Origin of the sequence: Pseudomonas sp. ICBG1301 (genome assembly GCF_016918385.1) — a bacterium.
GTDB lineage: Bacteria > Pseudomonadota > Gammaproteobacteria > Pseudomonadales > Pseudomonadaceae > Aquipseudomonas > Aquipseudomonas palleroniana.
This window is the reverse complement of the sequence record NZ_JAEKGB010000011.1, coordinates 128,914-150,654: the sequence shown is the minus strand read 5'-3', so window position 1 is coordinate 150,654 and position 21,741 is coordinate 128,914. Positions and strand designations below refer to the sequence as shown.

At 61.7% G+C, this 21,741-nt stretch carries 22 protein-coding genes; 8 read left to right on the top strand and 14 right to left on the bottom strand.

Annotated features, from left to right (window positions below; genetic code table 11):
• The first annotated feature begins 104 nt into the window (after positions 1-104).
• Positions 105-788: a response regulator transcription factor gene (locus JBE38_RS23535; RefSeq protein WP_060757182.1), complete on the top strand. Its 684-nt coding sequence runs from the start codon at positions 105-107 to the stop codon at positions 786-788.
• Positions 766-2,157, top strand: a complete 1,392-nt coding sequence (locus tag JBE38_RS23530; protein ID WP_060757183.1) for a sensor histidine kinase — start codon at positions 766-768, stop codon at positions 2,155-2,157. The genes JBE38_RS23535 and JBE38_RS23530 overlap by 23 nt, the downstream gene beginning before the upstream one ends.
• 27 nt (positions 2,158-2,184) lie before the next feature.
• Here the strand turns inward: JBE38_RS23530 and JBE38_RS23525 are convergent, their stop codons facing one another.
• Positions 2,185-3,771, bottom strand: coding sequence for a L,D-transpeptidase family protein (locus JBE38_RS23525; protein ID WP_205345237.1), 1,587 nt, complete (start codon positions 3,769-3,771; stop codon positions 2,185-2,187).
• A gap of 39 nt (positions 3,772-3,810) precedes the next feature.
• On the opposite strand from JBE38_RS23525, the gene JBE38_RS23520 reads away from it, so the two are divergent.
• Both JBE38_RS23520 and JBE38_RS23515 read left to right on the top strand, forming a co-directional pair.
• Positions 3,811-4,524, top strand: coding sequence for a murein L,D-transpeptidase catalytic domain family protein (locus tag JBE38_RS23520; protein WP_126870731.1), 714 nt, complete (start codon positions 3,811-3,813; stop codon positions 4,522-4,524).
• A 30-nt stretch (positions 4,525-4,554) separates the two neighbouring features.
• Entirely contained in the window at positions 4,555-5,301 is a 747-nt protein-coding gene (locus tag JBE38_RS23515; protein ID WP_060757186.1) for a creatininase family protein, read from the top strand.
• A 143-nt stretch (positions 5,302-5,444) separates the two neighbouring features.
• Here the strand turns inward: JBE38_RS23515 and JBE38_RS23510 are convergent, their stop codons facing one another.
• Positions 5,445-5,786, bottom strand: coding sequence for a hypothetical protein (locus JBE38_RS23510; RefSeq protein WP_090371598.1), 342 nt, complete (start codon positions 5,784-5,786; stop codon positions 5,445-5,447).
• Between the two features lie 34 nt (positions 5,787-5,820).
• The gene (locus tag JBE38_RS23505; RefSeq protein WP_060757188.1) at positions 5,821-6,465 is read right to left on the bottom strand and encodes a hypothetical protein; all 645 of its coding nucleotides are present in this window, start codon (positions 6,463-6,465) and stop codon (positions 5,821-5,823) included.
• A 144-nt stretch (positions 6,466-6,609) separates the two neighbouring features.
• Between JBE38_RS23505 and JBE38_RS23500 the strand changes: the two genes are divergently transcribed.
• Positions 6,610-6,885 (top strand): hypothetical protein, encoded by a 276-nt coding sequence (locus JBE38_RS23500; protein ID WP_060757189.1) that lies wholly within the window; start codon positions 6,610-6,612, stop codon positions 6,883-6,885.
• On the opposite strand, the gene yfcF is transcribed toward JBE38_RS23500, so the two are convergent.
• On the bottom strand, positions 6,860-7,486 hold the full coding sequence (yfcF, locus tag JBE38_RS23495; RefSeq protein WP_205345236.1) for a glutathione transferase: 627 nt from the start codon (positions 7,484-7,486) through the stop codon (positions 6,860-6,862). The two genes, JBE38_RS23500 and yfcF, sit on opposite strands and share 26 nt — an antisense overlap.
• A 173-nt stretch (positions 7,487-7,659) precedes the next feature.
• Between yfcF and JBE38_RS23490 the strand changes: the two genes are divergently transcribed.
• A complete protein-coding gene (locus JBE38_RS23490; RefSeq protein WP_205345235.1) occupies positions 7,660-9,099 on the top strand; it encodes a hypothetical protein in 1,440 nt (479 codons plus the stop codon).
• Here the strand turns inward: JBE38_RS23490 and JBE38_RS23485 are convergent.
• The 10 genes from JBE38_RS23485 to JBE38_RS23440 form a co-directional block, all read right to left on the bottom strand.
• Positions 9,096-9,644 (bottom strand): DUF924 family protein, encoded by a 549-nt coding sequence (locus JBE38_RS23485; RefSeq protein WP_060757192.1) that lies wholly within the window; start codon positions 9,642-9,644, stop codon positions 9,096-9,098. The genes JBE38_RS23490 and JBE38_RS23485 overlap by 4 nt on opposite strands.
• A gap of 109 nt (positions 9,645-9,753) precedes the next feature.
• Positions 9,754-10,362 carry a LysE family translocator gene (locus JBE38_RS23480; RefSeq protein WP_104993422.1) on the bottom strand — a complete coding sequence of 203 codons (609 nt, stop codon included), beginning with the start codon at positions 10,360-10,362 and terminating at the stop codon, positions 9,754-9,756.
• Positions 10,363-10,575: 213 nt separating this feature from the next.
• A complete protein-coding gene (locus JBE38_RS23475; RefSeq protein ID WP_090371606.1) occupies positions 10,576-11,895 on the bottom strand; it encodes an OprD family porin in 1,320 nt (439 codons plus the stop codon).
• A 137-nt stretch (positions 11,896-12,032) separates the two neighbouring features.
• Positions 12,033-12,866 carry a phosphodiesterase gene (locus tag JBE38_RS23470; protein ID WP_090372435.1) on the bottom strand — a complete coding sequence of 278 codons (834 nt, stop codon included), beginning with the start codon at positions 12,864-12,866 and terminating at the stop codon, positions 12,033-12,035.
• 9 nt (positions 12,867-12,875) lie between these two features.
• On the bottom strand, positions 12,876-13,907 hold the full coding sequence (locus JBE38_RS23465; protein ID WP_205345234.1) for an ABC transporter ATP-binding protein: 1,032 nt from the start codon (positions 13,905-13,907) through the stop codon (positions 12,876-12,878).
• Positions 13,904-14,698 carry an ABC transporter permease gene (locus tag JBE38_RS23460; RefSeq protein WP_090371610.1) on the bottom strand — a complete coding sequence of 265 codons (795 nt, stop codon included), beginning with the start codon at positions 14,696-14,698 and terminating at the stop codon, positions 13,904-13,906. The genes JBE38_RS23465 and JBE38_RS23460 overlap by 4 nt, the downstream gene beginning before the upstream one ends.
• The gene (locus JBE38_RS23455; protein WP_060757197.1) at positions 14,695-15,492 is read right to left on the bottom strand and encodes an ABC transporter permease; all 798 of its coding nucleotides are present in this window, start codon (positions 15,490-15,492) and stop codon (positions 14,695-14,697) included. Before JBE38_RS23455 ends, JBE38_RS23460 begins: the two co-directional genes overlap by 4 nt.
• A gap of 15 nt (positions 15,493-15,507) precedes the next feature.
• Entirely contained in the window at positions 15,508-16,512 is a 1,005-nt protein-coding gene (locus tag JBE38_RS23450) for an ABC transporter substrate-binding protein (RefSeq protein ID WP_090371614.1), read from the bottom strand.
• Positions 16,496-17,515, bottom strand: coding sequence for a LacI family DNA-binding transcriptional regulator (locus tag JBE38_RS23445; RefSeq protein ID WP_090371616.1), 1,020 nt, complete (start codon positions 17,513-17,515; stop codon positions 16,496-16,498). The genes JBE38_RS23450 and JBE38_RS23445 overlap by 17 nt, the downstream gene beginning before the upstream one ends.
• Before the next feature lie 318 nt (positions 17,516-17,833).
• Positions 17,834-18,670, bottom strand: coding sequence for a LysR family transcriptional regulator (locus JBE38_RS23440; protein WP_081087103.1), 837 nt, complete (start codon positions 18,668-18,670; stop codon positions 17,834-17,836).
• Between the two features lie 265 nt (positions 18,671-18,935).
• Between JBE38_RS23440 and JBE38_RS23435 the strand changes: the two genes are divergently transcribed.
• Both JBE38_RS23435 and JBE38_RS23430 read left to right on the top strand, forming a co-directional pair.
• Positions 18,936-20,033 (top strand): carboxynorspermidine decarboxylase, encoded by a 1,098-nt coding sequence (locus JBE38_RS23435; RefSeq protein WP_090371620.1) that lies wholly within the window; start codon positions 18,936-18,938, stop codon positions 20,031-20,033.
• A 28-nt stretch (positions 20,034-20,061) separates the two neighbouring features.
• A complete protein-coding gene (locus JBE38_RS23430; RefSeq protein WP_060757203.1) occupies positions 20,062-21,306 on the top strand; it encodes a saccharopine dehydrogenase family protein in 1,245 nt (414 codons plus the stop codon).
• Positions 21,307-21,741: the final 435 nt, after the last annotated feature.

Genomic DNA, 21,741 nt, shown 5'->3' with positions numbered 1-21,741 from the left:
GCGAATTCTCGATTTGCCTAACATGAATATTTTTTTAGTAAGCCCGCTATCATTTCTTGGCAAAATGCCCCCACTTCTAGTGTGAACGCTCACCAGGTAATCCTATGACACGCATTTTGACCATCGAGGATGACGCCGTAACGGCCCGCGAGATCGTCGCCGAGCTGAGTAGCCATGGACTGGATGTCGATTGGGTAGACAACGGCCGCGAAGGCCTGGTCCGTGCCGTGAGCGGGGATTACGACCTGATCACCCTCGACCGCATGCTGCCGGAACTCGATGGCCTGGCCATCGTCACCACGCTGCGGACCATCGGGGTGTCGACGCCGATCCTGATGATCAGCGCCCTCTCCGACGTCGACGAGCGTGTACGCGGCCTGCGTGCCGGTGGCGATGATTACCTGACCAAACCGTTCGCCTCCGATGAAATGGCCGCCCGGGTCGAAGTGCTGCTGCGGCGCAAAAGCACGGTCAAGGAACTCGAAACCGCCCTGCGCGTGGCCGACCTGGAACTGAACCTGATCACTCGCGAAGCCAGCCGTGCCGAACAGCCGCTGAGCCTGTTGCCCACCGAATACAAACTGCTGGAATTCCTGATGCGCAACACCGGGCAGATCCTGTCGCGGATGATGATCTTCGAAGAAGTCTGGGGTTACCACTTCGATCCCGGCACCAATCTGATCGACGTGCACATCGGTCGCCTGCGCAAAAAAATCGATCCACCGGGCCTCACGCCGTTGATCCGCACGGTACGAGGTTCCGGGTATGTCATTGCTGAACCCCTCTAAGGGCTGGCGCTCCTCCAGCAGCCGCTTGCTGGCGCTGTACAGTTCGTTGTTCGTGGCGTGGAGCTGCATCCTCATGGGGGTGCTGTACTACGAGGTCTCGGGCTACCTGGGCGACTTGTCGCGTCACTCCCTGATGCAGCGTCAGCACCTGTTCCAGCGTTTTGACGGCGAGGAACTGGTCGAGGCACTGACCACCAGCATGACCTTCGACATGAAGGGCGTGGACGCCTACGGCCTGTTCGATGAACAGTTCCGCCCATTGAGCGGGCCGATCCGTGCGGTGCCGCCCGACCTGCCCCTGGACGGCAAGATCCACGCCCTGGCCAATTGCGTCGACTCCAACGACCCCAAGCTGCCCAAGGACAGCTGCGACGCCGTCGCCACCCACACCGAAGACGGCCGCTGGCTGGTACTGGTGCGCGCCAACGGCTCATTGTTCGGTGTCACCCGGATCATCTGGCATGCCCTGTTGTGGGCACTGTCCCTGACGATCATCCCCGGCGCGGCCGGTTGGCATCTATTGCGGCGCCAGCCGCTACGGCGCATTCGCGGGATTCAGGCCAGCGCCGAGGCCATCGTCGCCGGCGACCTGACACACCGCCTGCCGCTGTCCAATCGGCGTGACGAACTGGATATGCTGGCGGCCATCGTCAACGCCATGCTCGACCGCATCGAAAAACTGATGAACGAGGTCAAGGGTGTCTGCGACAACATTGCCCATGACCTGCGCACCCCGCTGACACGCTTGCGCGCCCAGCTCTACCGCATCAAGCAACAAGCCGAAGAAGACTCCGCCCACGCGGTGAAACTGGATGACGCCATCGCCGAGACCGACACCCTGATGGCGCGCTTTCGCGGGCTGCTGCGCATCTCCGAGCTGGAAGACCACCAGCGGCGCTCGGGTTTTCTGGTGATGGACCCGTTGCCGCTGCTGCGCGAACTGCATGATTTCTACCTGCCCCTGGCGGAAGAAGGCGAAGTGGAATTGGTGCTGCAGATCCCCGAATCCCTGCCGTGGATCACCGGCGACCGCGCGTTGCTGTTCGAAGCCTTGAGCAACCTGTTGAGCAACTCGATCAAGTTCACCCCCTCCGGGGGCAAAGTCATCCTGCGCGCCGCCACGGACATGGGCAGCACGCGGATCGAAGTACTCGACTCCGGCCCCGGCATTCCGGTGGCCGAACGCAAATCGGTGTTCCAACGCTTCTATCGGGTGGATGAAAGCGATCAGCAGGGCGGCTTCGGCTTGGGTCTCTCGATCGTCGCGGCGATCATCAACCTGCATGGCTTCAAGCTGGAGGTCGGCACCAGTGAACTGGGCGGCGCCCGGCTGGTGCTGGAATGCCGCCAGCAATTGATCCCCGAGTAACGCCGCCCAACGGGCGCTGGGCAGCCCCTAGAGCACCGCCCCCATCGCCTTGATCAACACCGGGTCGCGCCCATAGATATCGGGCGCGTACACCAAGCCACCCTCACGATTCACCTCAACCGTCCAATACCCCAGCAGCACCGGCACCGGTGTGGCCAGCCTGAACTCATGGGTCAACCCGGTGGCCAGCAACTCATCGGTGCGCGTCCGTTCGGCCGGGCTCACCAGCAGGTCGCGCAACAGCAACGGTTGCTCCACCCGCACACAGCCCGAACTGAACGCTCGCGGCCCTTTGGTAAACAACGGCTGGCTGGGCGTGTCGTGCAGGTACACCGAATACGGGTTGGGAAAGCGCATCACTATCCGGCCCAACGGGTTACGCGGGCCGGCGTCCTGGCGCAGAAGAATGTTGCCCGGGCGCGACCAGTCCACCTGGTCTGCCGTCAACGGGTGACCTTGGGCATCGAGCACCTGCAGGTTTTGCTGGCGCAAATACTCGGGGTTCAGACGAATGGCCGGGAGTTTGTCCTCGCGCATGATGGTCGGCGGGATGGTCCAGGTGGGGTTGAGGGTCAACCGGGTGATGCGCGACTTGAGCAGCGGCGTCTGGCGTTCGGCGCGGCCCACCTGCAGGCGCGTCTGCCACACCGGGATACCGCTTTGGTAGACGCTCAGTTGCGCCGCCGCGACGTTCACCACCACCCCTTCGGGTTCCAGGTCCTGGGCCAGCCAGCGGAAACGCTCGAGGTTGATGCGCAGTTGTTCGCGACGCATGGCCGGGCTGATATTGAGTTCGGCGACGGTCCCCGCGCCGATCACGCCATCCGCTTGCAATGAGTGGCTGGCCTGGAACGCCTTCACCGCCTTGACCAACTCGTCCCGGTACTGCTTGCCGTTTCCGGGGCTCGCCTTGGCCAGGTAGCCGCCGCTGAACAAGCGGCGCGCCAGTTCCGGCACACGCGGATCTTCCATGCCGGGGCGCAGCAAGGGGCCGTTGGCGACCGGGTCCCAATGCGGCAAGGGTTGCAGGCGCACGGTCGCGTAAGCATTGCGCAGGCTGCGATACAAATCCGCGCTGGGGCGGGCCTGATCGAACGCTTGCGCCATGTCTTGCAACCCCGTGGCGGCAAACGCCAGCACCACGGTGTCCGGGTCACGGGCCGGCGGCAGCGCATGCCATAGCGGCTCGAACCGCGATTGCTGCAGGCGACCGTAATGCAGGTCCTGCAGGGCTTGCAGGTACTGGCGGCTGCTGTCGATATCGCTGCACAGCACGTTGGCCGTGGCGTCTACGGCAGGCAGGCTATAGTGGGTGGGATCCAGGCCATCGTCGGCCAGCAACTGCAGCTGGGCCTGCAACGCTGAACGGCGTTCACCGCTTGCCCACAACGGAGCGTCGCCCTGCTGCTGGTAGAACGCCTGCAACCGCAGCAGTGCGGCAGCGTCGATGTGCGGCGCCAGGTCGGGGCAGACGCTTGGCAGTTGCGCCAGGGCCAGTTGGATTGGGCTGGATGGCGCGACAGGGACTGCGTCTGTCGGCAACAGTTCGGCTGTCGCGACCAGTGGTGCAACGAGCAAGCAAATGCTCAAGTAACATGCGTGTTTTTTGAACAATGACTTTGCTCCAATCCACAGTGGGGGGATGTACTGTAGATGCTGACTTTTATCCGTCGCCTCGGCCTGGCTGCCATAAGCCTGGCCGTACTGAGCCAGGCTGCGATCGCCGCCAATGGCAATCCTCCCTCCCTGTATAACAGCCTGGCGCGCTCGGCTCCAGAACTCAATCCCACCGTATTGAAAAGCGCCCTGAACGCCGTGCAGTGTGCGGTCAATAATGGTGAAGAACGCTCCGATCGCCTGGCGGTTATCGACTACTCGCAACCCTCGACCGCTCGTCGCCTGTGGATCTTCGATTTGCGCAAGAAAACCCTGGTGCTGCGTGACCTGGTGGCCCATGGCGCAAAATCCGGGGAAAACTTCGCCACGCAGTTTTCCAACCGCGAGGGCAGCCACCAGTCCAGCCTGGGGCTGTTTCGCACCCAGGAAAGTTACCTGGGCACCCACGGTTATTCATTGCGCATGGACGGCCTGGAGCCCGGTTTCAATGACCAGGCCCGCGACCGTGCGCTGGTGATTCACGCCGCCGACTACGTCAACCCGGCCTGGAGCAAACGCGAAGGCCGCATCGGGCGCAGCCAGGGTTGCCCGGCCGTACGCCCGCAAGTGGCGCGTCAGGTGGTGGACAAGCTCAAGGATGGGCAATTCATGTTTTCCTGGTACCCGGACCGGCATTGGCTGAAGTCCTCGACCTACCTCAATTGCAAACCCCAACAGGTGGCCAGTAGTCGTACAATCCGTGGTGGATAGCCTGTCCCCACCGATAAAAGAGAGCGCCGCATGCTTCTACACAAGTCCACCTGGATCGAAATCGGGCAGTTTCTGGAGCGCAGCCGCACGGTCGTGATCCCCATTGGTTCCAATGAACAACATGGCCCGACCGGCCTCCTGGGCACCGACTGGATGTGCCCGGAGATCATCGCCCATGAGGCACAGAAGAACGCCGACATCCTGATCGGCCCCACCTTCAATATCGGCATGGCCCAGCATCACCTGGGCTTTCCCGGCACCATCTCGCTGCGCCCTTCCACCTTTATCGCCGCGATTGGCGATTGGGTGCGCTCACTGGCCGGGCACGGTTTCGAGAAGATCCTGTTTCTGAACGGCCATGGCGGCAATATCGCCACCATCGAGGCCGCGTTTTCCGAACTGTATGCCGAGGCCAGCTACGCCCGTCGCGAAGCCGGGTTTGCGCTGAAACTGGTGAACTGGTGGGACCTTGAAGGTGTCGGCGATCTGGCGCACCGCCAATTCCCGGTGGGCCATGGCAGCCATGCCACGCCGTCGGAGATCGCGGTCACGCAGTGGGCGTATCCGGAGTCGATCAAGTCAGCCGATTATTCGCCGCAGATTGCCAACACCGGTCCGATCCGCGAGGCGCTGGACTTCCGCGCACGCTTCCCCGACGGACGCATGGGCTCGGACCCGGCCCTGGCGACCGTGGAAAAAGGCGGTGAGTTGGTGGCGTTGGCGGCCAAGGGCCTGGTCAGGGCGGTCGACAGTTTCAGCAGCGAAGCGAAACCCTGAAAACCTTGTAGTGAGCGGGCTTGCCCCGCGCTGGGTGGCGAAGCCGCCCTAAACCCTGCCGCTGCGGTGGTTCAGAAAGACCGAGGCGCCTGGTTTTGGGGCTGCTACGCAACCCAGCGCGGGGCAAGCCCGCTCACTACAGGTTACTGGCAGTCTTTGGCTGCCTGTTCCAGCCGGGAGGGCGTGATCGCCGATGCCAGTGGCTTGCGCTCATACAGGAACACTTTGGTGCCGTCCTGGGACTTGTAGGCTTCCAGCACATCATCAGCAGCGAACTTGCTGGTCAGCAGCACCTTGGCGTGGCGCGAGTTCTGCGTCACGGTGGAGGTGATGCCGTGCTTTTCAAGCGTGGGCAATACGCACTGCACGTAGCCTTCAGGTGTCTTGCTGGTTTGCAGGGTCAAGGTCGGAGCATTGGGGGCGGAAACACAACCGGTCAGTCCCAAAGAAGCAAAGGCCAGGGCCGGGGCGAAAAAAGAGCGCATAGAAATTCCTGAAAATAACTGAAAAAAGTTCACATCAACCCGCTCGGACCAACGCCTTGAGCGACACATCAAACTGCCTCAAGGCATCTTGCTGCACATCGCGCTGCTGCTCGATCTGCGCGGCGATCTCGGGCGCCGCCTTGTCATGCACCCACACCGATGACACCTGCTTGTGCACCGAACCTTCGGCCTTGGCGATGTATTGCAAGTCCGCGTCATAGAACCGTGCGGTAAAGCTTGCTTCCACCCAGTCATTGCGCGGGGTCAGCAGTTGGTTATGGGTATCGAGCATCACCACTACGTCCGGGTGCGCCTGCACCAGCTCATCCAGGCTGCTATAGACCGTGACGGACAAAAAAGTGCCCTGCAGCGAACCCAATAGCCAATCGATGGCCAACTCCGGATCGGAGCTGTTGACGAATGCCTCGCGGATACGTCCGTCAAGGGCATCCTTGGCGCCGTTCATGGCCATGGCGTGGTAGCGCTCAAGGTAGCGGAGGTTGTCGCGGGTGTTTTCGCTGTATAACACCCCCACCGACTGCGCGTGCGCCAGGGAGTCTACGCTACCCACGAGTGGCAGCAAATGGCCCGTACGCAGTTCATCGGCACTAACCGGGGTGGTCATGACCACCGAACCCAGCATCAACATCATCAAACCCAGTTGGATTATCGTCCTCATCGCGCATTTCCTTGAGCAGCGTCTCGATGGTGCAATTCTCCCCTTTTCCAGCAAAAACAGAACTTGCGATCCTTGATGGTGACTATCATTTGAACCGATAGTGTTACACCGCCCGCTTTCAATAAAACTTATAAGGACCACGCCATGAAGCCGCACCAGAAAACCTTCGACCGCATTCGCGAAGCCGTATTGCCGGAGTTTCGCGAGCGGGTCGCCGATTACCTGGTCGATTATGAAGCCGTGCTGCAGGACGAAACGGCCGACGCCGACGAGCGCTACGCCAGCGCCCAGCAACTGCGCGGTTACCTGCGTGGCTTGAACACCACCCGCGTGCTGGGCATGGCTGATTGGGAAGACCTCGACCGGCGTGTCGCCCACGAATGGCTGTCGCCGCTTACAGCGCCGGGCGTTGCAGGTTGACCCAGGCCTGCACCGACGGGCGCTGCCACTGACGCTCGGCATACGCCACCAGCTCGGCCGGCACCTCGTCACCGTTGAGGATCAGCCGGTTGAGCATCACCGCCAGGTCCACATCGGCAATCGACCACTCGCCGAACAAGTACGCCGGGTTGCCCGCCAACAACGCCTGCGCCGCACTGAGCAACTTGTGCGCAGCGGCTTGCGCCACGGGCGACAGGGGCGGCATTTTCGCGCCGTAAAACACCACCAGCGTCGAGCGTTCCTGACGAATCGGCAGCAAGTCGCTGCGCAACCACGCCTGGACTTGCCGCGCCCTCGCCCGCTGCCTGGGGTCAGCCGGGTACACCGGCGTCCCGGGGTAGACCTGTTCGAGGTATTCAGTGATCGCCGAGGACTCCGACAGGGCAAAGTCACCGTCCAGCAACGTCGGCACGCGCTGCGTCACCGACAGCTCGGTGTAGTCCTTCGCCTGGTGTTGTGCGGCGTCCAGGTCCAGGGTACGGGTGTCGAACGCCAACCCCTTCTCGTGCAGGGTGACGAATACCGACATCGCATAGGGGCTGGTGAATTGAGCGTCAACGTAGAGGCGTAACGACTGCATGGCGAGTCTCCTTGGGTGAAATGCCACGCTACGAGATATGTGTTGGTAAAGAAAATGCGGGTTTTTTATGGGGGCATTCCTGGCAGGAATAGCACGGGTAGTGGCAATATTATGGCTATTCGCGATTTCTCGACATTGCTCCCCCTTCGTGGCCTTCAAGGAATGAATAGCACATGAAACAAGCGGTTGTGGTCATCCACGGCATCGGCGAACAGCGCCCGATGGACACCCTGCATGGCTTTGTGGACGCCATGATCCCGGCGAACACGCCCGACGCAAAACCCTTCTACTGGAGCAAGCCGGATCGGTTGTCGCGCAATTTCGACCTGCGCGTATTGAAGTCGCCAGGCCGCACGTCCACCGACTTCTACGAATATTATTGGGCCCACAAGATGCAGGGCACCAAGCTTGGCCACCTGCTGAGCTGGTTGTGGGACCTCTTCAAGCGCCCGCGCCGGGATATTCCCGACGCGATCGTGCCTATCTGGCGCACCACGCGTTGGACCGTGCTGGCACTTTTGCTGCTGATCGCCAGCGGCACCCTGGCCACGACCTGGGGCCGCGTCGATCACACCGACAACCCCTTCGCGCTGGTGCCGCTGCTACTGGGCGCCATCGGCCTCGGATTACGCTATTCCGCCCTGTCCTACCTGGGTGATGCGGCGCGATACCTGAGCCCCAACCCGCAGAATGTCGTGGTGCGCGAACAGATCCGCGCCGATGGCGTAGCGCTGTTGCGCGCCCTGCATAACCAGGGTGACTACGACCGGATCATCGTGGTCGGCCACAGCCTGGGCAGCGTGATTGCCTACGACATCGTCGGTTACCTGTGGCACGAGCATCACGATCAACTGAACAAGGTCATCCCCAGCAATCACGAATTGGCCAGACGCTACGCCAACCACGAACCGCTGCAACCGGTGCTCAAGCAAGCGCTGCCCGATGCCGGCGCGGCCCTTGATGGCGGCCTGGGCAGCACCCTGAGATTTCGCGAACAACAGGCCGCGGCCTTTATCGAACAACGCAACCTGGGCAACCCCTGGCGTATCACCGACCTGGTCACCGTGGGCAGCCCGATGGCGCATGCCAGCCTGTTGCTGGGCCGCAGCGTCAGCGACTTCAAGCAACGCATGGAACGTCGTGAAGCCCCGGCCTGCCCGCCCACCAAGGATGACCAAGGCTACGGTTACAGCGCCCGCCAACCGGTCATGCTCGGTGGGCAGGCTTTCACCCCGCTCTACCTGCACCATGCCGCCGCATTTGCGGTGACGCGCTGGACCAACCTCTACTTCCCCGCACCTTACGGCCTGTTTGGCGACATCGTCGGCGGCCCGGTCAAGCCGGTGATGGGCAATGGCGTGCTGGATTTGCCGGTCACTGTGGGTCGCTGCAAAGGCTGGCTCGCACGCTCCTGGCTCAGCCACACCCACTATTGGAGCGAGCGCAGCGGCGCTCAGGGCTACCTCGGCGCATTGACCCAGGATGAACACGCGATCAGCCAAGGCCCCCGTCCTTCGGCCACCGAGGCCCTGCGCTGGGCGATCGACCTCAAGGGTCTGCGGCGATTTCGCTCGACCGAGCCCAAGAACACAGCGACACCTACCGAGGCTTAACCCGCAAAACCACCCGCCTTGAGGAACGCCTGCTCCGGTTCGGTGGTAGCCCTGGCCAGCACCGCGTTGCGATGGGGAAAACGCCCGAACCGTTCGATGATGTTCGCGTGCTCCTTGGCCCAATGAAAGGTACGGGCATCCAGTCGCTGATTCAGCGCCAGCGAGCGCTGCTGATCCGCCGGGTCTTCGGAATGCTCGAACGGCAAATAACAGAACGCACGTAGCTCAGGTTCGATCAGCTTATCCAACCCCGCGTCCACCATGCGCCGGGCATACAGCCGCGCCAGGGGGTCGGTGGCGAACATATGCGCGGTGCCGCGAAAGGCATTGCGTGGGTATTGATCCAGCAGAATCAGCAAGGCCAACGTGCCCTCTGCCGACGCCAGCCAGTCTTCCAGTTCGCGACGGGCAGCCTGCATATGGGTTTCGTAGAAGGTGTCGCGAAAGGCCGCGTCAAACGCAGCGTCCTTGGCGAACCAACGCTTGGGTCCGGCCCGTTTCCAAAATTCAACGACCGCCTCGGCCGGTTGTGCAGGTAAGCTCATCACTCTCCCCCTGGGTCAAACCACGGATTTCATCGCTTGACCCTAACAGCAAAGGAGCGGCGCGATAGTGAGACAAACTCATACTATTTGAGACAAACACAAGTTCTCCTCACGTTGCACTCAGATGCCTGTAAAACGCGAGAAACATAAAATAGGCACAGACCGCCAGGGCCACACCCATGCAGCGATTGAACAACGTGAACGCCGACGCGCCATTGATCCGCCGCCCCAACAAAGCCCCGAGCAACGCATACATCCACGGCGCACCGAACGCTGCGAAGGCCAACGCGGCAGAAACACTGGCAATGGCCAGCCCGGTGATATGCGCCGCCGGCAACATCACGCTGGTGATCGGCAACACCGCCATGATGCCCTTAGGGTTGAGCAGCTGGATCACCAGGCCATTCCAGAACGTGAGGGTTTTGGCCGGTGCCGTTGAAGTGTCTTCTTCCACTACCGTACGGGCGGTGAACACCTGATAGGCGAGGTACAAGGTGTACACCCCGCCCACCAGGGAAATGTACGGCAATGCCGCGTGGGAAATAATCGCTTCGCCGGTGTAGCCAAACAGCACGAACAACACCAACATCGCGCACCCCACGCCGGCGAAGAACCCGGTAGAGCGACGAAACTGACCGGTGAGCCCGGCGTTGAGGCCCATGAAATTCACCGGGCCAGGGCTGTACATGACGCTGAAGGCGTAGAGGAAGATATCCATGGGGAACCTGCAGTAAAAAGAATGCCTTGAGTCTACTGAGGGCGATTGGCAACACTCTTGTACGTTTGTGGTCGTTGTAGTGAGCGGGCTTGCCGCGCTGGGCGGCGCAGCCGCCCCAACCCCAGGCACCTGGGGCTTCCTGAAACACCGCGGCGATAGGGTTTAGGGCGGCTACGCCACCCAGCGCGGGGCAAGCCCGCTCACTACAAGGGTTTACATCAGGGGAATCGAATAGCTCACGAACAAGCGATTCTGATCCTGGTCCCTGGCCACTTCACTGCGTGACATACCGTTACGCCAGCCGAACCCGACGTTCTTGAAGGTGCCGCTCTGCACCACATAATCCAGGGAAATATCACGTTCCCATTCGCTGGCATCCTGGCCGCTGGCGGTCTGGATATGGTCACCCTTCAAGTACATCACCGAAGCCTTCAAGCCCGGTACACCCAAGGCGGCAAAGTCATAGGCGTATTGCGCAAACGCGGTGCGCTCGCCCGCCTGGATGAACGTCTGCACAGTGCGGTCGGTGTAGAGGTACAGACTGGAACCGCCCTCGCCTTTGTTCACCAGGCCACCCTGGTTGAGTTGGGCGAAGTTGCTGTCGTCTGACACCTGCTGGTAACCGGCAGTAATCGCGTGTGGGCCCAGAGAATAGATGAACGCCGCACTCCAGGTGTTGTTGTCGATTTCACCGCTGCCGTTTTTGGTATAGCCGCCGAACTTGTAGCCCTCGGCACGGCCGGCGGCGCTGCTGTTCTTGCCGTCGGACGTGGTCTTGAAGTAGCGCAGATCCGTCTTCAGCGAGCCGTAGTCACCCAGCGGCAACACATGAATCAAGCCGGCGAAGTGCTGTTGGTAATAGTCTTCGAGGTTGGCGTAGTAATACTGGACCATCAGGTCCTTGTTCACTTGGTAGTCGGCACCGGCGTAGTTGAATTTATTGCTTTCCCGGGTACCGCCTGCCGCCGCCAGGCCGCTGCTGTCGCTGGAGCCACGGCCGGTGGTGTGTTGCAGTTGGCCGCCGATGAGGGTCAGGTTGTCGATGTCCTTGCTGGTGATTTGCCCGCCCTCGAAGGACTGCGGCAACAGGCGACCATCGTTACTGACCAGAATCGGCAGGTTTGGGCGCAGGTAGCCGTAACGCGCTTCGGTCTTGGCAAAACGCGCCTTGGCCGTCGCACCGCCACGGGCCCAGTTGTCGGTGGCCTTGCCGTCATCGCTGGGGATCATCGAACTGCCGACGTGGCGCCCGGCGCCACTGTCGAGGGTCACACCGAGCATGCCGACCGCATCCAGGCCAAAGCCGACGGTGCCGTCGGTAAAGCCCGATTGATAGTTGAGGATAAACGCCTGGCCCCACTCTTCGGTCTTCGACGGTGCGGCGGCGCCGTCACGGTTGTCGTTGTTGAAGTAGAAGTTGCGCAGGCCCAGGTTGGCTTTGCTGTCCCCCAGGAAATCAGCCGAGGCCAAGGGGCTCAGGGCCAGGCCGAGGCCGCCGGTCAATACGCTTAATACATTCAAAGTAGCTTTCATCAGGACGAACTCCGGCGCGGAATCCAGGTTCCGGGCGCAAAAAATAAGCAGCAGGTTGCACGCGACCGCACTTGAATGGGCCGGTGCGCTAACGAACGGTCAGAGACTTAGTTGAGCGAGTGAACCTCCGTAAGACCTCAGTCAATCAATCCATGGGCGTCATAAAACGGATACGGTCCCGGGTATTCCCCGAACACGCCGTTGTGGCTGATCAAGCCGTGTTGCGCATCCCAGCGATGCAACAGATAACCCGCCGGCTCGAGGTTGAAATGCGCGGGCGCGGCGTCTTGCAAATCCAGCACGATCTGATGGGACGTGCCGGGGCATACACAACTGAGGCTGCCACCGAAACGCCGTTGCATGGGACGGTGCAAATGCCCGCACAACAGGCGCTCGACTTGCGGATGGCGCGAGACGAGTTGTTCCAGGGCAGCGGCATTGATGAAGGGCTCACGGTCCATATGGCCGATGCCGCTGATAAACGGCGGGTGGTGCAGGATCAGCAAAGTCGGCGCGTGCGGGCGTAACGACAATTGCTCGTCGAGCCATTGCAACTGGCTGTCCAGCAACTGGCCGCCATGGCCGCCGGGAATCGTGGAGTCAAGCCCGATCAAACGCAGCGGATACTCATCCACCACCCAATCCAATGGGCCATCCGCCGACACCGGCAGGTAGGCATGCTCGGGGAATGCATCCAACAGCGCCCCGCGGTTGTCATGATTGCCGGGCACCAGGTAGCACGGCATGAGCAGGCGTGCGAGTTCGGGGCGCAGCACGGCGTATTCATCGGCGCGACCAAAGTCCACCAGGTCGCCGCTGACCACCACGATGTCGGGCCGTGGGTGGCTGGCGTTCAAATGGTCGACGGCACGGCGCAGCGCGCCCAGGGTATCGACTACGCCATAGGTGAGGCGCTGGCCGGCTTTGAGGTGCAGGTCACTGATCTGCGCGACTAGAAAAGGACGATTCAACATAAATTCTCAAGCATTCAGGGTGAACAACATGTGCGGCGCGATCGCCAGGGCAATCGGCGCGCCAACGGCATGCAACTGGTTATCCTGGCTGTCGACCAGCAGCGGTTGCGGGCCGCCCACTTCGACGATCAGGCGGCTTTGCGCGCCCTGGAAAAACTGCGCCACCACGTGGCCGTACAAGTGCCCTTCGCCTTCCATCACCCGCAGGTGTTCGGGGCGGCAATACACCGTGCCGGGCTGGTCGAGCGCCTGCCACGGCAGTTCACCGCCACACACTTTCAGGCCGTGCGGCGTTTGCCCGAGCACCGAGAAGGCATTGAGGTTGCCGACAAACCCGGCGACGAAGGCGTTGGCCGGCTTCTGGTAGATGTCGCGGGGGCTGGCCAGCTGGGCGACACGGCCGTGTTCCATCACCAGGATGCGATCGCCCAGAGCCATGGCTTCGCCCTGGTCGTGGGTGACAAACACGCTGGTGATACCGAGGCCACGCAGCAGTTCATTCAGCTCACTGCGCAGGCGTTCACGCAGTTGCGCGTCGAGGGCTGCCAACGGCTCATCCAGCAGCAACACCTTCGGGCGTGGCGCCAAGGCACGGGCCAGTGCCACCCGCTGACGCTGGCCGCCGGAGAGTTCGTGGATGCTGCGTTTGCCGTGGTGCTGCAAGCCCACCAGTTCCAGCAACTCTTCACAGCGCTTATTGCGCTCGGGCGCCGACAGGCCGCGAATCTTCAGGCCATAGACAATGTTCCCGGCCACATCCAGGTTGGGAAACAGCGCATAGTTCTGGAACACCATGCCCACGTCGCGACGCTCGATGGGCAGGCGGGTGACATCCTGATCGCCGAAAAACACCTGGCCCACATCCGGGCGTTCAAGCCCCGCGATCAGGCGCAGCGTGGTGGTTTTGCCGCATCCGGAAGGCCCGAGAATCGCCAGGGTTTCACCGCCCTCGACGGTCAGGTTCAAGTCATGCACGGCCACGGTGCCGTCGGCGAACGCCTTGCGACAGCCTTTCAGATCAAGGGTGATAGCGGTCATCGACGCTCTCCACGGGACAAACGAGCACTGATGGCCTGCAACGCAATCAACAGCGGCACGATCATCAGCAAAAAGATAAGGGTGTAGGCACTGGCTATTTCCAGACGCGCCGAGGCGTAGCTGTCGGCCAGGCCAACGGGCAAGGTCTTGGTCATCGGTGTGTGGAGCATCCAGGTCAGGTTGAACTCACCCAGGGACAGGGTGACCACCATCAGCACACCCGCCAGGATCCCTGCCCGGCAGTTGGGCACCACCACGCTGAAGAAACGCTTGAGCGGCCCCGCACCAAGGCTTGCGGCGGCCTCCTCCAGCACCGGCAGCTGCTGACGCTGCATCACCGCCATCACCGGGCGGACCAGGAACGGCAAGGTGAACAGCACGTGGCCGACCAGGATGAACAGCGAGCTGCTGCGAAAGCTGCCGAACTGGCCGTAGGTCAACAGCAACGCCAACGCACTGGCCAACCCCGGCATCGCCACCGGCAGCACCATCAATTCTTCGAAGGCGCGGCTGAAGCGGTTGTTCATGCGCACCAGGGCATAGGCCGCAGGTACGCCAATCACGCAGACAACGACCGCGCAGGCCAGGGCCAGTTGCAGCGACAACCACACCGTGGGCGAATAGGCCTGCCACACCTGGAGCAACCAATCGAAGGTCAAGCCGCTGGACAAGCCCACGAAGAAGTTGCGCGTCAGCCCGGCCAGCAACGACATCAGCACCGGCACCAACATGAAGGCGCATACCAGCAGGGTGAACAGCAATTGAATGACAAACAGAGATGAACGCTTCACAGCACAGTCCCCGAGTTCTTCACCAGGCGTCGCGTGAGCAACAACACCGCCCAGGTCACCGCGCCGAGCACCACCGACAGCGCAGCGGCGACGGCAAAGTTGGCGTAGTTGGTGAATACGTTGTAGATCGCCACCGGGGTGACATTCAGTCGTGTGCCCAAGGTAAAGGCCGTACCGAAGGCCCCCATGGACGTGGCAAAACAGATCGCCCCGCAGGACGCCAACGCGGGTGCCAGGCCCGGCACGATCACATCGCACACCACGCGCCAGTGCCCGGCGCCCAGCGAGTGGGCCGCTTCTTCCAGGCTGCGGTCGAGGCTCTCGCACGCCGCCATCACCGTGAGGATCACCCGTGGGATCGAGAAGTACAGGTAACCCACGAACAGCCCCGCCAGCGAGTAGGCAAAGATCCAACGCTCACCGGCCAGTTGCAGGCCCAGTGCGGCGAACAGTCCTTGGCGCCCGGCCAACAGGATCACCAGGAACCCCACGACCACGCCGGGAAACGCCAACGGAAAGGTGAGCAACGCGACCAGCGCCGAACGCCCGAAGAATTGCTGGCGAGCGAGGAATACGCCGCTGATGCCACCGATCACCAGCGCGACCGCTGTCACCACCACGGCCAGGACCAGGGTTTGCCCGAGGCTGCCCAGATACTGCGCGCTGCTAAGCACCTGCCAGTAACCACTGCCCTGGCCGTCACGGCTCTCGGCGCCGAGCAGCATCAGATGCGCCAGCGGCAATAGCCAGAACGCGAGCAGTAGCGCGAGGGCCGGCGCGAGCGGCCAGGTCATGCGTTTTGCTGCCACTTACTTGACCTCGTTCAAATAACGGGCGGCAAAAGCTTCCTGCACGGCGGCCATTTTTGCGTAGTCCACCACCCCGGCGCGGGCGTAGTCGCTGTCGGGCAGGAACTGCGCGGCAACATCGGCGGGCATTTTCATCGCGCGTACCGGGCGCAGGTAAGCCTTGGCCCAGAGTGCCTGGCCTTGGTCCGACAGCACGAAATCGAGGACCTTCTCGGCATTGGCACGGTGCGGCGCGTTGGCGACCAGGCTCATGACATACGGTACGCTGATGCTGCCTTCCTGGGGGATCACGAAGGCGACATTGGCCTTGTCCTTGTAACGCGCGCGGTAGGCGTTGAAGTCGTAGTCCACCAGGATCGGCAACTCGCCGGACAACACCCGTGCATACGCAGTTTGCTTGGGCACGATGGGGGCGTTTTTCGCCAGTTTCTGGAAGTAATCGATGGCCGGGGCGAAGTTGTCCAGGTCGCCGCCCATGGCGCGGTTGATCGCGACCGCCGACACGTAGCCGACGAAAGCGCTGGACGGGTCAAGGTAACCGACCATGCCTTTGTATTGCGGCTTGAGCAGGTCGGCCCAGCTTTGCGGCACCGGCAGGCCACCGAGCGCATCAACATTGACCATGATGCCCAAGGTGCCGGAGTGGATCGCGAACCAGTGACCGGCCGGGTCCTTCATGCCTGCCGGGATTTGTTCCCAGGCCTTGGGTTTGTAGGCGTCGACCACTGCAGCTTTTTGCGCCTGCAGGCCGAACGTCACGCCGTAGTAGACGACGTCCGCTACCGGTGCGGCTTTTTCAGCCACCAGTTGCGCCAGCGACTGCCCGGAATTCTTGTTGTCCAGCGGCACGTGCACCCCCGTGCTGTCGGCGATGGCCTGCAGCTGCGTGCCCCAATCGGCCCAGTCCGGCGGGCAGTTGTAGCAAATCGCGGTCTCGGCGGCCTGGGCCAGGCTGGCGGTGCCGAACAGCAGCACGGCGGCCAGGGTTTTACGCAGTGTGCGCATTAGGAGTCTCCTGATGGGGTTGAGTACTTTCGCCCGGCCGGATATGGCAAGGCAGGCAATGGGACGTCGGGGCAAGACCTGCGATCTGCGCCAACAATTGGTCAATCACGGTGCTGGCGAGCAGCGCGATGGGCTGCACCACGCTGCACAGGGTGGGGTGCATCTGGGTACCGAGGGCAATCCCGTCAAAGCCCATCACCGACAACTGTTCGGGCACGTTCCAGGCGTTGCGGCGCAGCTCGGCGATCAGGCTGATGGCCAGGAAGTCGTTGGAACACACCAGTGCGCTGGGCGCCTGCGCGCCTTGCAGAAACGGCGCGATGACCGCGTATTCGGCCTGGGTGTGGGCGGGCATTTCGATGACCGGACGGATGCGCAGGCCGTATTCCTGCATCGCGTCGCAATAACCGGCGTAACGCAAGCGCGCACGGTCAGACTGCAACGCGGGACCGGCGACCATGCTGATGCGTCGGTGGCCCGCCTCAAGCAAATAGCGGGTGGCCAGCGCCATGCCCGCGCGGTTGTCCACCGACACAGCGCTGTAATCGGGATTGCCCGGTTGGTGATACGCCAGCACAAACGGGGTTTTCTCGGTATTCAGGCTACTGAGCACCGCATTGCTTTCGGCATCGGTGACGGTCAGCACCAAGCCGTCGACCCGTTGGCGCAACAGCTCTTCCACCACACTGCTTTCGCGCTCGCTGCTGTAGTCGGTGGTCGCCAACAGCAGGCTGTAACCGCGTAGCCGTGCCGCACGCTCCATGGCCTGGAACTGTTCGGCGAACACCGGGTTGAGCAAGTTGGGCACCACCACGCCGATCAACCGGGTGGTTTGCAGGCGCAGTTGGCGGCCCAGCAGATTGGGACGGAACCCCAGCTCACGGGCCGCGGCGAACACCTGTTCACGGGTGGCCGGTCGCACCTGGTCGGGGGAAGCAAAAGTGCGCGCGGCGGTGGCGCGTGATACGCCAGCCAGCCTTGCTACGTCTTTCAAGTCAGTCATTGTCGCTCGCTTGAGATCGATCTCATTGGCGAGGACAGTAGCGGCGCAATGTGGCAGGACGGTGCCAGGAAGATGAAGCTTTTATGGCGATGGGGGTGCAGCGCGCCCTGCAACCCATCGTTTTACTTATCATTGAAATAGCGCGACGCGGCTGTTTCAGCTACTCGGCGATTTTCATACTCGTACTTCCTCCCCCGTAAGGAAATACGTGATGTCACCGATGAGCATGCTACTGGCCCACTTCGCCGCACTCGCTGCCACCCTGCTTGGCATCGGCAGCCTTACCTGGCTGATCGCCTCGCTCGGGCGCCTGTGGCTTTAAGCCGGAATGTCGGCACTCAACGCCTGGATCAGCGCCTGCGCCTGAGCATCGCGCTGTGCGGTATACAGCACCACCTCACGTGCGGGCAGCGGTGGCAGATCAAAGCGCTGCTGCGCATCCACGCATCCCTTCGGCGCCATGCGCTCCACCATCACCCCTACCCCGATTCCAGCGACCACCGCAGCACCGATAGCAAGAATTCCGCTGCCGACGAACGCCTCCTCCCAAGAGCGGTTGCACAATTGCAGCGCGCTCAGGGCCATACTGCGCATCCCACAGGGCTCGGGCTGGATAGCCAATGGCAACGCATCACCCCGGCGCAGCGTGAAGCCCTCGGCGGCCATCCAACCGAAATGCTCGACCCCCACCACTTCTCCGTCCTGGCGCCGATTGTCATGGCGCAGGATCATTGCCACATCCAATTTGCCCTGCTCATAGTTCACCAGCATGTCACGCGAGGTGCCCAGGCTGAATGCAACCACCACCTCAGGATCGACGCTGGCCAGGCGGCGCAACCAGACACTGAGGTCGGCGCCCACGATGTGATGGCTGACCCCCACGCGCAAGGTGCGCTTCTGCCGCCCAAAGCACTTCAATGTGTTCTGGTAGTGATCGAGCAATTGCCGGGCATTGGCCACGAACATCTGGCCATGGGCAGACAACGTAACCTTGCGCGGCGTGCGCTCCAGCAACTTATGGCCGAGGCTTTCTTCCAGGCGCTTGATTTTCAGGCTGATGGCCGCCTGGGTGCCGCCAATCACATCGGCGGCACGGGTAAAGCTCTGGAGTTCGGCAACCAGGACAAACGCCTGGATAGCTTCTATGTCGGGCATTTTCATAAAGACGTGGGCGCAGGCTGATTCAGAGGAGCAGACGTTAGCACGGCGGGGAGCTTGGGTTGAGCCCTTCGGTTTTGACCTCCCGTCGACAACTCCAGGACCACCTGCCCAGACGGACCATCATAGCGATAGAAAGTCACACAAGCTGCGTAACTTGCAAACGCGCGCGGTGAATTCCGCTCGCTAACCTTTCGATCTGATCCAAGTGCGGGCACAATGCGTGTCCTTTTTTGGCAGGCACCGCCGCAGGCTCTCAAAAATGATCAAAACGCCGTACTACCTCATCGATAAACAGAAACTTCTGGTCAACATGCAGAAGATTGCTTACGTGCGCGAGCAGTCCGGCGCCAAGGCGTTGCTGGCCCTCAAGTGCTTCGCCACCTGGTCGGTATTCGACCTGATGCAGCAATACATGGACGGCACCACCTCGTCGTCGCTGTATGAGTTGAAGCTCGGTCGCCAGAAGTTCGAAGGCGAGGCGCACGCCTACAGCGTGGCCTGGGCCGACGATGAAATCGAAGAGATGTTGGATAACTGCGACAAGATCATCTTCAACTCCATCAGCCAACTGCAGCGTTTTGCCGAGCGCAGCGAAGGCAAGACCCGCGGCCTGCGCGTCAACCCGCAAGTGAGCAGCTCCGACTACCTGCTGGCCGACCCGGCGCGTCCGTTCAGCCGCCTCGGCGAGTGGGACCCGGTGAAGATCGAAGGCGTGATCGAGCAGATCAGCGGCTTCATGTTCCACAACAACTGCGAGAACGGCGACTTCAGCCTCTTCGACAAGATGCTGGGCACCATCGAAGAACGCTTCGGTGAGCTGCTGCACAAGGTCCAGTGGGTCAGCCTCGGCGGCGGCATCCACTTTACCGGTGAAGGCTATGCGCTGGACGCATTCTGCGCGCGCTTGAAAGCCTTCTCCGAAAAATACGGCGTGCAGGTGTACCTGGAACCCGGCGAAGCGGCGATCACCAACAGCGCCTCCCTGGAAGTGACCGTGCTCGACACCCTCTACAACGGCAAGCACCTCGCCGTGGTAGACAGCTCCATCGAAGCCCACCTGCTGGACCTGCTGATCTACCGCCTCAACGCCAAGCTGGCGCCGAGCGAGGGTGACCACACCTACATGGTGTGCGGCAAATCCTGCCTGGCCGGTGACATCTTCGGCGAGTATCAATTTGATCGTCCGCTGGCCATCGGCGATCGGCTGTCGTTCATCGACACCGCAGGCTACACCATGGTCAAGAAAAACTGGTTCAACGGCCTGAAAATGCCGTCCATCGTAGTGAAACAACTCGACGGTACCGTCGAGGTGGTTCGTGAATTTGGTTACGACGACTACCTGTCCAGCCTTTCGTAAGCTGGCGGATAAAGGAGAGATAAAGCAATTGAAAAAGAACGTTCTTATCATTGGTGCAGGAGGTGTCGCCAAGGTGGTGGCCCACAAGTGCGCGCAGCACAACGACGAACTCGGTCGTATTGCTATCGCGTCGCGCAACATCTCCAAATGCCAGGCCATCATCGACAGCGTCAAGGCCAAGGGTAGCCTCAAGGTTCCCGCCGACATCCAAGCCTTCGCGCTGAACGCCCTGGACGTGGAAGCGACCAAGGCCCTGATCCGCGAGACCCAATCGCAGATCGTCATCAACGTAGGTTCCGCGTTCCTCAACATGTCGGTGCTGCGCGCCTGCATCGATACGGGCGTTGCCTACCTCGACACCGCCATCCACGAAGAGCCGGGCAAGGTCTGCGAGACCCCGCCGTGGTACGGCAACTACGAATGGAACCACCTGGAAGAGTGCAAACAGAAGAACATCACGGCCATCCTTGGCGTGGGCTTCGACCCGGGTGTCGTCAACGCGTATGCCGCGCTGGCGCAGCAACAGCATTTTGACCGCATTGATTCGATCGACATTCTCGACGTCAATGCCGGCTCCCATGGCAAATACTTCGCCACCAATTTTGATCCGGAAATCAACTTCCGTGAGTTCACCGGACAGGTGTGGAGCTGGCAGAACAGCCAGTGGACCAGCAACACCATGTTCGAAGTCAAGCGCACTGACGACCTGCCCGTCGTCGGCTCGCAGAACCTGTACCTGACCGGCCACGATGAAGTGCACTCGCTGTCGAAAAACCTCGACGTGCCCAATGTGCGTTTCTGGATGAGCTTCGGCGAGCACTACATCAACGTGTTCACCGTACTGAAAAACCTCGGCCTGCTTTCGGAAAAGCCGGTCACCACCGCCGAAGGCGTGGAAGTGGTGCCATTGAAAGTGGTCAAGGCCGTGCTGCCCGACCCGTCGTCGCTCGCTCCGGGCTACACCGGCAAGACCTGCATCGGTGACCTGGTCAAAGGCACCAAGGATGGCCAGCCCCACGAGATGTTCATCTACAACGTGGCGTGCCATGAAGAAGCCTTTGCCGAGACGGACAGCCAGGGCATCTCCTACACCGCAGGCGTGCCACCGGTAGCCGCCGCGCTGCTGGTTGCCCGTGGCGAGTGGGATGTGAAGCACATGGTCAACGTCGAGGAACTGCCGGCTGAGCCGTTCTTGAAGGCGCTGGACGTGATGGGGTTGCCGACCCGAATCAAGGATGAGCACGGTGATCGTGCGTGGGATGCGATTGCTTGATAGCGATTGCTGACTGAACAAAAAATGCGCCCTCAGGGGCGCATTTTTTTTGGGTGGAGCCCCCATCACGCTGAGATGATCGTTCCCACGCTCTGCGTGGGAATGCCGCCTGGGACGCTCCGCGTCCCGTCGGTTAGTGCGAGGTTCGAATCACGCGCAGTGGTGACGCGGAGCGTCACGGGATGCGTTCCCACGCGGAGCGTGGGGACGATCTTGGCCGACAGGCGCTTTACGCAGTCACGCACGATCGTTCCCACGCTCTGCGTGGGAATGCCGCCTGGGACGCTCCGCGTCCCATCGGTTAGTACGAGGTTTAAATCACGCGCAATGGTGACGCAGAGCGTCACGGGATGCATTCCCACGCAGAGCGTGGGAACGAGCTCAACAACTCAAAACACCTACCATGATCGTTCCCACGCTCTGCGTGGGAATGCC